Here is a 9,293-nt window from a genome sequence, read left to right on the forward strand (position 1 = left end):
GGCACACGGGCGTGAAGGGCTGATCGCCCGAGCCGCGCGACCGGTGCGGCTCGGGCGGACGCCTACCGGTAGCGCGGGTGCGTGGTGTGCCACTCGAAACCGCCGGCCATCCAGGCCTTGGTGCCCTTCAGGAACCGGTGCAGCTCCACCGACGGGATCGCGAGCAGCTCCCGGTGCCCGGCCTCGAAGTCGCGCACCAGCTGGTTGTGCAGCTCCACGGTCCGCTCGGTCGCCTCGGCGATCGAGCACCCGCGGTCGGCGGCGATCTGCAGCACCATGTTGCAGACCGGCACCTCGTCGGCCGCGTCCTTCTCCACCGACACCAGGTCGTTCACGATCACCGACGCGGTGCCGGCGGCGGTGAGCAGCTGCCGGACGCGCGGGTCGTAGTACAGCGGCGCGGGCAGCTCGTAGCCGCCGACGGCGTCGATGAGCGTCATCGACGTGTAGAAGGTGTCGTGCTGGCGCGTCGCGAGGTACTGCCACGCCGGCGGGTAGTCGCCGGTGTGGCGCCAGGCCGCGTACGACGTCCACGACACGAACATCGCGAACGTCGAGTAGCAGACGCGTTGCACGACGGCCGGTGTGCTGCGGGACGCCAGGTGCGCGATGCCCGAGCGCAGGCCGACGAGCACCGGGTCGGCCGCCAGGGTCTCCTCGAGCTCCACCGTGAACTCGGCGGCGGGCGCCACCGGGTCCATCGCGGCCATCGCGAGTGCGAGGCGCGGCGGCAGCTCGGCCGGCACGGCGCCCATCTCGGTGCTGTCGGCGTAGAGGTCGTCGGCCGCCCACCACGCCGCGTTGAGCTTCGCGGCGATCAGCAGCTGCTCGACGTCGCTCGTGTCGACGTGGGTGAGCACCGCGAGGCGGCCGAACATGCCGCCCAGGAACCGTTCCGGTTCCTCGAAACCGCACTCGCCGGCCCACGCCACCAGCCGCTCGTCCACGGCGGCCGCCAGCAGGGCGTCCTCGCGTTCGAGCACCGGCACGTACAGCGGCGGCGCCGTGCCGTCGCCCCACGGCCGTTCGGCGTAGCCGGGTTCGGGAGGCAGCTCGACGGCCTCGGGCCGCCCGAGCCGGGCAGCGGAGGTGCCCAGCCCGGACGGCCCGGTGAGGAGGTCTTTCACATCGGTCACGGCTGCGTCAGATCCGGTCGGCGACGATCAGCAGGTAGTGGAAGCTGCCCTCCTTGTACGCGGTGAGGAACGGGTCCTCGACGCCGGTCGCGACCGACGACTGGGCGCGCAGCTCCCAGTACGGGATGGTGTCCGGCGTCAGGTCGACGACGCTGATCGGCACGAACCCGTTGTCCGCCAGCGCGCGGAAGTACTCGCTGCGCGGGTGGATGTTGCAGATGTAGTGCTGGTCGATCTGGCTCACGGCCCGCGACCGCAGACCCGTCAGGTCGTTGGAGCACCCGGTGATGCAGACGTACCGGCCGCCGGGCGCGATCAGGCGCGCGAACTCGCCGTACAGCTGCTGGAGGTCCACGTACATCGTGGTCTCGTTGGTCCAGATGCCGTTGAACGAGCCGGTCTCGAAGCCGGTGTCGAGCATGTTCTTGAAGTGGAACCGCACCTGGTCGGCGACACCGCGGTCGGCGGCCTGGGCGTTCGCGAACGCCACCTGCTCCTCGGAGATGCTGACGCCGTCGATGCGGGCGCCGAAGCGGGCGTTGGCCATGAAGCTCGTGCCGCCGCGGCCGGACCCGCCGTCCATCAGGTGCGGGTTCGCCGGCAACTCGCCGAACGCGTCGAGCAGCACCTCGGCCTGCGCGGTCTCCAGCCGGTGCATCTCGGCGATCATCGCCTGGTCGCGCACCGCGGCGGGCGCCTGCAGCACCGCCGGGTCGTACTGGCCGAGCCCGTAGTGGTGGTGGTACAGCCCGTCCACCTCACCGAGCTTGATGTTGACCGGGTCCTTCTCCCTGTTCCAGTAGTCCGCGACGGAACGCTGGTAGTCGGTGCGCAGAACCGGCTTCACAGTGGGGCTCGCCATGACCTGAGGGGCTCCTGTTCGTGGAAAAGCAAACTGCCGAACAGACACTGACCTTTGCAGCATTCGGCCCACTCTGCGATCCGCCGTTCAGGCTTGGTTCGGACACGAACGGGTAAGCCGGACAGCGCACCGGAGTCGTCGGCGCGCCACCCCCTAGCAAGATCGCGGCACCCCGTTCGTGGGGTCTGCGTGCACTACCGGATGACAGTCGGGGCGAGCTCCACGCCGACCGGCCGGAAATCCGGGTCCCGCCCGCCGCACGGGCTTCGCCGGCTCCCGCAGTCAGGCGACCTGGCGCAGCGCCCGCACTTCCTCGCGCAACGCCCGGACCTCCCGCACCAGCAGGTCGTCGTGCGCGGCCGAGCGGGGCGCGGGCACCGCCACCTCCTCCTGCATCGCGCTGCACACGACGGCGATGAAGAGGTTGAGCATCGTGAACGTGCCGACCATCAGGTAGACGAGGAAGAAGATCCACGCGTACGGCTTGTGCTCCATCAGGTCGCGCATCACGTCGGACCAGCCGTCGCCGGTGGTCAGCTGGAAGAGCGTCAGCAGCGTCGGCCCGAGGCCGGAGAAGCGCGGGTCGCCGGTGTCGCCGAACAGGTTGCTCGCGATCACCCCGCCGACGTAGACGAGCAGCACCAGCAGACCCGACAGCGAGACCAGGCCGGGGATCGAGCGGACCAGCGCCGTGACGACCCGGCGCATGCTCGGCACCATCGCGACGAGCCGCAGCGCCCGCAGGATGCGCAGGCTGCGCAGCACGGACAGCGGGCCGGCGGTCGGGATCAGGGCGATGGCCACGATCACGAAGTCGAAGACGTTCCACGGGTCGCGGAAGAACCGCCAGCCGAAGGCGTACAGCCGCGCGGCCAGCTCGGCGGCGAAGATCGCGAGCGCGAGGCGGTCGATCGTCGTGAGGACCGTCCCGTGGCGCGCGTGCAGGACGGTCGACGTCTCCGCGCCCAGCGTGATCGCGTTGACGACGATCACGCCGATGATGAAGAACTGGAACCGGTTGCTCTCCACCAGCTCGCCCACGCGGGCGCGCGCCATCTTCACTTGCTGCTCCTACGACAGGGGTTTTGATGTCTATCGGCCGTGGGGCGGGTCCAGCTGATCACCCGGTCGTGTTGATCAGCTCCGGCCGGGCGACGTCAGGGGGTCCGTCAGGGGTTCTCCCGACGACGGGCGCGCGTGGCGGACCTAGCGTCGTCGGCAGTCCGTCCCCGAGCACGCCCTGGAGGAACCAGTGCCGAGACGTCCAGCCGGTCTCACCCGTCGTGGCCTCCTCACCTCCGCCTCGGCGGCCCTGGCGCTGACGGCCCTCGGGCCGCCGGCCAGGGCCCAGGCCACTCCTGGGTGGTCGTGGCAGTTCTTCACCTACGGCAACGACATCTGGCAGCGCGCCTGCTGGAACGACACCGAGCAGTTCGACTACCGCCTCGGCGGCGGGGGCTGCGTGCGCGAGATGCGGTACTGCCCGGAGACCTACCGCCCGCTGCTGTCCCCCACCTTCCAGGGGGAGGAGACCGACCGGGTGGTGCAGGCCGTCCTGTGGGCGCTCAACGTGGAGGGCACCTCCTCCGCGCCCGACCGGCGCTGGAACGTCAACCAGGCGGGCACCGGCGCCGGGGTGTTCTCCCGGACCGTGGCGGTCGAACGGCTCAGCGACACCACCACCGACGTCTGGACCATCGCCGACCGGCAGTGGCAGCCGCAGCTGGACACCGACTTCGCCGGTTCCGACCCGGTGCCCCAGCTCACCCGCTACACCCGGCTCGCCGGCGGGGGCGGCGGCCTGCAGATCCGCCGCGTGCTGCGCCTGCCCCGGATCGTGAGGTGGGGCTCGGCCGTCCCCGGCGTCGAGTTCTACCTGGAGAACTGGCTGCCGTTCCTGCGCTCGTCCGACGCCTTCGACGCCGTGGCGTTCAGCCTGAACGCCGACGGCAGCCCGGCCGAGTGGTACCGGGCCGGCTACAACATCCCGGTCTACCCGTGGACTCCCGCCACCGACACCAGCGGGTACGCCGTCGTGTTCCGGGAGAACGCCACCGCGACCCGGCCCGACGTCGCCGTCGTGCACTCGGCGAAGGCCGGGGTGACGTCGTCGACCACGGCGAGGATGGTCAGCGTCCGCAACTCGATGGACTGGGACACCGGGATCGGTGTCCTGCCGGGCGTCCGGGTCTTCGGCGGCGAGGCGGGCAGCATCCTCGACTACACGCTGCGGATCGTTCCCAACGGCGGCACCAGCGCCGGACTCGTCTCCAACCTCACCGCCCAGTCCGCCGCGGTGCCGGCGCCGGTCCTCTACGGACCCGGCCACACCTTCGGCGGCGAACTGTCCACAGTGGTCGACCGGTTGCGCTTCTGCGTGACCTCTCCCGCCGGCACGCGGACCGGCAACCTGGCCCCGTTGCTGCGCTGACCGGTATCACCGGCCCGCCTGGTCCAGCGCGGCCTGCAGCGAGGAGACGTAGCCCTCGCTCGTGACCGTGGCCCCGCTGACGGTGTCGATGTCGGCGCTCTGCGCGGTCAGCGTCTCCTGCACCAGGATCGGCAGCGCGCGGGCGTTGATCTGCTGGTCCTTCCGGTTGCCGTCCGGGTGCACGGGCACCGTGACGGCGGTGATCTTGCCGCCGTCGAGGGTCACCCGCACCTGGACGGGACCCCAGCGGGTGTCCACGGCGGGACCGGTGACGGTGCCGGCACCACCGGAGGCCGCGGCCGGCTGCGGGGCGGCCGCGGTCATCGGTCCCGCCAGCGACGTGCGGTAGCCGAACAGCAGCGCCACGGCCGTCACCGTGCCGAGGAGCCACACGAGGATGCGCTTCACCGGGTCACCACCTGAACTCCTCGACGTGGATCCGTTCCTCCGGCACGCCCGCGGCGACCGCCGCCCGGCGCACCGATTCCGCCCACGGCGCCGGACCGCACACGTAGACGTCGCGCTCGGCGATGTCGGGCACCAGGTGCCGCAACGCCGTCAGGTCGTCGACCGGCACGCCGTCGCCCAGCCACGACCCCGCGGACCTCCGGTGCCCCGGCAGGTCGACGACGCGCAGACCCCGTTCGCGGGCCAGCACGTCCAGCTCCCCGGCGAACAACGGCCGGCCGGTGAAGCGGTGCAGCAGAACCGCCTCGCCCGGCGCGTAGTCGAGCCCCTCCGCCAGCGCGCGCAACGGCGCCACGCCGACCCCGGCACCGACCAGCGCGACGCCGTGCCGCGTGCGGGCCCGGTCGGTGAGCCTGCCGAACGGTCCCTCGAACAGCACCGGCGTGCCGGGACGCACGCCGCGCAACGCGGCACTGCCGTCGCCGAGCGCCCGCACGGTGATCCGCAGGCTGCGCCCGTCGGGAGCGGCGGACAGCGAGTACGGGTTGCCGCGCGTCCACCCGGCCCTGCCGAGGAACCGCCAGCCGAGGAACTGCCCCGCCCGCACCGGCAACCGGTGCAGGCCCCGCCCGGTGAGGTAGACCGACACGACGTCGTCGGCCTCGGGCACGACCGACGTCACCCGCAGCCGGTGCCGGGCGTTGCGCCACAACGGAATCCCGACCCGCCACACCAGCACGGCGACCGCGGCGGCGGCCCACAGCCCCCACCAGTAGACGGTGGCGGCGGTCGAGGTGAGGAACTCCTGCCCGGTCCAGAGCTGATGTGGCACCGCGAGACCGGCGCCGAGATAGCCGTAGAGGTGCAACAGGTGCCACGACTCGTAGCGCAGCTTCTTCCGCGCCCTCCTGACGCTCGTGACGACCACCAGGACTAGACACGCGGTGCCCGCCAGGGCCAGCAACATCGCCGGGTAGTCGGTGGTCAGCTCCCAGAACTCGCCGAGCGTCGCCGTGAGGTCGCCGGCCGCGTAGCCCCACGTGATCAGCACGAGGTGCGCCAGCACGAGGGTGAACGACGTGAAGCCGACCAGCCGGTGCACCGCGACCAGCCGGTCCTGCCCGAAGGCCCGTTCCAGCACCGGCAGCCGGGCCATCAGCAGCACCTGCACGAGCAGCAGGTCCGACCCGAGCAGGCCGGTGAGCCGCCCCGCCGAGTCCAGCCCGGTCTCCCAGCCGCCGAGGTCGGTGAGCCCGCCACCGGCCGCCCACCAGTAGCTGACGAGCCCCAGCCCGCCCCAGAACGCCGCGGTGGCGGCGACGCGCGCACCGGCATCGGCGGGCCGTCTTCGTGCGACGGCGAGGGCCGCGGTCATGTCCCCTGCCCGTCCGGTGCCGTGCCGAGGCTCCCGTCGCCGCGGTCCCGCCGGCCGTCGGGGACCCCGTCCTGGCCGGACACCTGGCCGGGGTCCTGCCGCACCTGGCTCGTGCCGTCGCCGCCCACCGCGAGCCCGAGCGCGAACCCGCCCAGCCCGGTGAGCACGGCGAGCCCGAGCGCGCCCGCGACGACCGGGCCGGTGAGCCACCGCCCCCGCACGACGGGCGCGGCCGGTGGCGCGGGCGGCCGGACGGCCCCGGATCCCGGTTCCCACCGGGATCCGCTGGTCGTGCTCGTCTCGACGTTCATGGGGCGCTCCTTCGCTCTCGACGCGCTCCATGCTCGGTGGCGAGGCTGAGCGCAGCTCCAGAGCCAGCTGTGAGTCGGCTGAACCGCCTACGATCACCGGCGTGAGCAATGTCGAGGCCGAGCCGGCAGAACTGACCTGCACCTCCACCCCCGGTGGTGTCGAGGTCCTGACCCCGCGCGACGTCCCGCTGGGCGGCCCGCGCGCCATGTCCGTGCGCCGCACGCTGCCCCAGAAGCAGCGCTCGCTGATCGGCGCGTGGTGCTTCTGCGACCACTACGGTCCCGACGAGGTCCGCATGGACGTCGCCCCGCACCCGCACACCGGGCTGCAGACCGTGAGCTGGCTCTTCACCGGCGAGATCGAGCACCGCGACAGCCTCGGCGTCCACGCGTTCGTCCGCCCCGGTGAGCTGAACCTGATGACCGGTGGCCGCGGCATCTGCCACTCCGAGGTCTCCACCCCGGACTCCGCGGTGCTGCACGGCGTCCAGCTGTGGCTGGCCCTGCCCGACTCCCACCGCGACGCCCCGCGCGACTTCCAGCACCACGTCCCGGAGACCGTCGAACGCGACGGCGCCGCGATCCGCGTGTTCCTCGGCTCCCTGGCGGGCTCGGCCTCCCCCGTCACCACGTTCACCCCGCTGCTGGGCGCCGAGATCGTGCTGCCCGCGGGCACGACCCTGACGCTCGACGTGTCGCCGTCGTTCGAACACGGCGTCCTGCTCGACACCGGCGACGCGCACCTGACCGGGACGGCGCTGAGCCCCGGCGACCTCGGTTACGTCGGCACCGGACGCACCACCCTCACGTTGTCGTCGGAGCGGGGCGCGCGGCTCGTGCTGCTCGGCGGCGAGCCGTTCGGCGAGGAGATCGTGATGTGGTGGAACTTCGTGGGCCGCACCCACGACGAGATCGCCGCGTACCGCGACGAGTGGCAGGCGGAGACGGACAGGTTCGGCCGCGTCGAGGGCTACCCGGGCTCCCGACTGCCCGCGCCCCCGCTGCCCGGTGGCCGGCTGCGACCGCGCGGCAACCCGGCGTGAGAGCGCGGTCACCCATCGCGGCGAACCAACTCTGCAACGCCACCACCGAGACTGCTCCGAACGGCCGCAACACCGTCTCGACACGACCGCCCTCCAGCACCCCGCGAGCCCGCCCTGCGCCTGGCACCGAGCCACTGCAACGACAACAAAACACCAGGTCAGCCGTCCCGGTGACGCAAATCTCAACGAAAGTGAACGCTTGGACGGCGGATCTCATACTTCAGGCCCATTGAAAATCACGTTCCGATCGCATTTCCTGAGCGAGGCATCCACGGGGGCTGCCAGGCGTCTTAGGGGGCATGAAGAACGTGACACGAGTGGGCGCGGAGTCTGTCTTCGCCTTCATCGCACCCTCGGGGCGCCCGCTCCCCGTCGAGGTCGAACTGGGCTACCGCGCCGAGGACCCGCACGCGGTGACCATGACGTTCCGCATGGGGCGCCAGGAAACCGTGTGGCTCGTGAGCCGCGACCTGCTGGCCGACGGCCTGATCACCACGAGCGGCGCGGGCGACGTGCGCCTGCGCCCGCACAACAGCACCACGGCCGTGCTCGAGCTGCGCTCCGACGTGTCGCACGCGATCTTCCACGTGCAGTCGTCCGAGCTCCAGGAGTTCCTGAACTCCACCTACGACGTCGTCGCGCCGGGCCACGAGAACGACTACTTCGACTTCGACGCGGAACTGCGCAAGCTCCTCGACTGACGGGCCCGTTCTCACCCGAACGAGTCCGTACCGTGGACCTGTTCCAACGCCTAGCGTCGGCCGGGTGACCACCACGAGCTCCACCGCTTACAGCCGCGACCTGGGCGACGAACTGCGCCGCCTGCGGCAGAGGTTCACCGGCCTGCGAGGCCGCGGCCTGGCCGTCCAGCTGGGCTGGGACCCCAGCAAGGTCTCCAACCTCGAACACGGCAAGATCAGGGCCAGCGACGTCGACCTGGCCCAGTACCTCACCGCGTGCGGCAAGGACATCGACTTCCTCGAGGACTTCCTCCGCCGCCACCACAACGCCTTCGACCCGTACCTGGCCCAGGCCCCGGACCACGTCCGCACCCTGGCGCTGGCGGAGTCGAGCGCCACCAGGATCACGGCCTACGACGTCCTGACCGTGAACAGCCTGCTGCGCACCCCGCCCTACGAGCGAGCCCTCCGGTCCGGCACCACGGCCACCCGGCCGGAAGCCGACGACAGGCAGGCGGTCCTGCGCCGCCCCACCCGCCCGGACTGCGTCTTCTACCTCCACGAACTGGCCCTGCACCTGCGCCCGGGCACCCCGCAGGTGATGGAGGACCAGTACCTCTGGCTGCAGGCGAACGCGAACATCGTGCGAATAATCCCGGCAGACGCCACCACGGCCGCGCTCCGCTCCCCCTGCACCCTCTTCGAGTTCGAGCGGGCCCAGCCGGTCGTGTACGTGGAGACGGACCTGGCCAAGGTCTTCGCCCAGGACGAGGCAGCGGTGGCGACGACCAGAGCCCTCTTCGACCACCTGGACGCAGTGGCCCTGGACGAACACCAGTCGAGGCGCAAGCTGGCCGAATACCGAGGCCCCACCCCGCTACGAGCCTTGGCGAGGTCGCACTAGCGAGCCCAACGCGAGCCGAAGGCGAGCCCGGACGCGAAGCCGAAGGCGAGCCCAAGCGATGGCGAAGCCGAGCAGTCCCGAGCGCAGCGAGGCGCGGTGGTGGCTCCCCCGTCTAGCGCGACTCAGCACTCGCTGCATGCGAG

Annotated in this window: 10 protein-coding genes; 4 read left to right on the plus strand and 6 right to left on the minus strand. The window is 71.7% G+C overall.

Annotated features, from left to right (window positions below; translation table 11 throughout):
• Positions 1-62: 62 nt before the first annotated feature.
• The 3 genes from ACFWGZ_RS35955 to ACFWGZ_RS35965 form a co-directional block, all read right to left on the minus strand.
• Positions 63-1,136, minus strand: a complete 1,074-nt coding sequence (locus tag ACFWGZ_RS35955) for a family 2 encapsulin nanocompartment cargo protein terpene cyclase (RefSeq protein ID WP_382456053.1) — start codon at positions 1,134-1,136, stop codon at positions 63-65.
• A 7-nt stretch (positions 1,137-1,143) separates the two neighbouring features.
• Complete coding sequence (locus tag ACFWGZ_RS35960) at positions 1,144-1,998, minus strand: geranyl diphosphate 2-C-methyltransferase (RefSeq protein WP_382456054.1); 855 nt, start codon at positions 1,996-1,998, stop codon at positions 1,144-1,146.
• Positions 1,999-2,280: 282 nt separating this feature from the next.
• Complete coding sequence (locus ACFWGZ_RS35965; RefSeq protein WP_382456062.1) at positions 2,281-3,054, minus strand: ion transporter; 774 nt, start codon at positions 3,052-3,054, stop codon at positions 2,281-2,283.
• A 196-nt stretch (positions 3,055-3,250) separates the two neighbouring features.
• Here ACFWGZ_RS35965 and ACFWGZ_RS35970 point away from each other — a divergent pair, with 196 nt between their 5' ends.
• Positions 3,251-4,429: a hypothetical protein gene (locus tag ACFWGZ_RS35970; RefSeq protein ID WP_382456055.1), complete on the plus strand. Its 1,179-nt coding sequence runs from the start codon at positions 3,251-3,253 to the stop codon at positions 4,427-4,429.
• A gap of 6 nt (positions 4,430-4,435) precedes the next feature.
• On the opposite strand, the gene ACFWGZ_RS35975 is transcribed toward ACFWGZ_RS35970, so the two are convergent.
• Genes ACFWGZ_RS35975 through ACFWGZ_RS35985 form a run of 3 tightly spaced genes read right to left on the minus strand, consistent with a single transcriptional unit; the run spans position 4,436 to position 6,523 of the window.
• Positions 4,436-4,837 (minus strand): FMN-binding protein, encoded by a 402-nt coding sequence (locus ACFWGZ_RS35975; RefSeq protein ID WP_382456056.1) that lies wholly within the window; start codon positions 4,835-4,837, stop codon positions 4,436-4,438.
• Between the two features lie 4 nt (positions 4,838-4,841).
• On the minus strand, positions 4,842-6,212 hold the full coding sequence (locus tag ACFWGZ_RS35980) for a ferric reductase-like transmembrane domain-containing protein (protein ID WP_382456057.1): 1,371 nt from the start codon (positions 6,210-6,212) through the stop codon (positions 4,842-4,844).
• Positions 6,209-6,523, minus strand: coding sequence for a hypothetical protein (locus tag ACFWGZ_RS35985; protein WP_382456058.1), 315 nt, complete (start codon positions 6,521-6,523; stop codon positions 6,209-6,211). The genes ACFWGZ_RS35980 and ACFWGZ_RS35985 overlap by 4 nt, the downstream gene beginning before the upstream one ends.
• Before the next feature lie 101 nt (positions 6,524-6,624).
• Here ACFWGZ_RS35985 and ACFWGZ_RS35990 point away from each other — a divergent pair, with 101 nt between their 5' ends.
• The 3 genes from ACFWGZ_RS35990 to ACFWGZ_RS36000 all read left to right on the plus strand — a co-directional run bounded on the left by ACFWGZ_RS35990 (position 6,625) and on the right by ACFWGZ_RS36000 (position 9,150).
• Complete coding sequence (locus ACFWGZ_RS35990) at positions 6,625-7,566, plus strand: pirin family protein (protein ID WP_382456059.1); 942 nt, start codon at positions 6,625-6,627, stop codon at positions 7,564-7,566.
• Between the two features lie 317 nt (positions 7,567-7,883).
• Positions 7,884-8,267 carry an SsgA family sporulation/cell division regulator gene (locus tag ACFWGZ_RS35995; protein ID WP_382456060.1) on the plus strand — a complete coding sequence of 128 codons (384 nt, stop codon included), beginning with the start codon at positions 7,884-7,886 and terminating at the stop codon, positions 8,265-8,267.
• A gap of 64 nt (positions 8,268-8,331) precedes the next feature.
• Complete coding sequence (locus tag ACFWGZ_RS36000; protein ID WP_382456061.1) at positions 8,332-9,150, plus strand: helix-turn-helix domain-containing protein; 819 nt, start codon at positions 8,332-8,334, stop codon at positions 9,148-9,150.
• Positions 9,151-9,293: the final 143 nt, after the last annotated feature.

This window comes from Lentzea sp. NPDC060358, from assembly GCF_042725365.1.
In the GTDB taxonomy this organism is placed as follows: domain Bacteria; phylum Actinomycetota; class Actinomycetes; order Mycobacteriales; family Pseudonocardiaceae; genus Lentzea.

Bases quoted from the DNA above. Each gene is read 5' to 3' on its own strand.
- ACFWGZ_RS35980 (WP_382456057.1), bottom strand. From the start codon at position 6,212: ATGACCGCGGCCCTCGCCGTCGCACGAAGACGGCCCGCCGATGCCGGT.
- ACFWGZ_RS35960 (WP_382456054.1), bottom strand. From the start codon at position 1,998: ATGGCGAGCCCCACTGTGAAGCCGGTTCTGCGCACCGACTACCAGCGT.
- ACFWGZ_RS35985 (WP_382456058.1), bottom strand. From the start codon at position 6,523: ATGAACGTCGAGACGAGCACGACCAGCGGATCCCGGTGGGAACCGGGA.
- ACFWGZ_RS35965 (WP_382456062.1), bottom strand. From the start codon at position 3,054: ATGGCGCGCGCCCGCGTGGGCGAGCTGGTGGAGAGCAACCGGTTCCAG.